The following is a 909-nucleotide window of genomic DNA, read 5'->3' as shown; positions in this document are numbered from 1 at the left end:
GGCTTTTGTTTTGGAATGAGGGGCGGGTCAACCTTGCCCAAGTGGCAACTGGGGCCATTGAAATCAGTCCATTGGGCTCGCCCTCTGCACCTCTTGGAAGATTAGTATCGCTCACAGGCCCAATGACCAGTAACGAGCTTTTGGGTGATCATCTCTTCCTGCGGCCGGGGCCCTATATTTCCGTCAGCCGCAAGGCAGAAATGTATGCTTGGGAAGAGGAGAAAGAAACTAGCACTCAAGAGGAGTTTGGTGGATCGGAAGTCAGAGAGACAATCTATACTTACACCAAAGTCTGGACAGAAAACCCTGAAGATTCAAGCCGGTTTTATCGCAGCAGTGAGCACGTCAACCCACCGATGCCTTTTTCCAGCCAACTCTTTCGAGTCAGCCAGGCTCAAATTGGGAATTACCGAAATGCGATTCAAGATTTGCAGATCGAAACTCCCTCCGCTGTTCCTCTGGATCCCCAAACATTGATCCCGGGGATCCAAGCTAGAGTGGAAGGCTCTTATGTTTTCAAGGGGCGGGGAACCCTGGCCAATCCACAAATCGGCGATATGAGAACTTCGTACACTGCCTTGTACAGCGGAACTCAGGCAACCGTCTTTGGGCGTTTGGCCAGCCCCAATAGCCTAGAGAGCTATCTGGGGCCGCGCAACGTTCGATTTTATCGGCTATTTGCAAGCGATCGATTTGCAGCCATTGAGCGGCTTGCTGCAGAACACACTGCCCTGACTTGGATCCTGCGCTTTGTGGGATTCTTGATGATGTGGATCGGGGCCGACTCTTTCTTTACCCCCCTTCATACAATGCTTAGCATCTTTCCTTTTCTAAGTGGCCTTGGGCGATTCATGACGAGAGTGGTCACCTTTTTCATAGCCTTGGTTTTAACAGGGACGACAATTCTGG

Annotated in this window: 1 protein-coding gene; it reads left to right on the top strand. The window is 51.0% G+C overall.

Annotated elements, in window-relative coordinates; all coding sequences use genetic code 11:
- Nucleotides 1–122 precede the first annotated feature (122 nt).
- The coding region (locus tag NW858_RS07165) for a TMEM43 family protein (protein ID WP_414520191.1) at nucleotides 123–909 on the top strand (787 nt) is incomplete at its 3' end.

Source organism: Synechococcus sp. H55.10 (assembly GCF_047502715.1).
In the GTDB taxonomy this organism is placed as follows: domain Bacteria; phylum Cyanobacteriota; class Cyanobacteriia; order Thermostichales; family Thermostichaceae; genus Thermostichus.
This window is presented reverse-complemented; position numbering and strand designations above follow the sequence as displayed.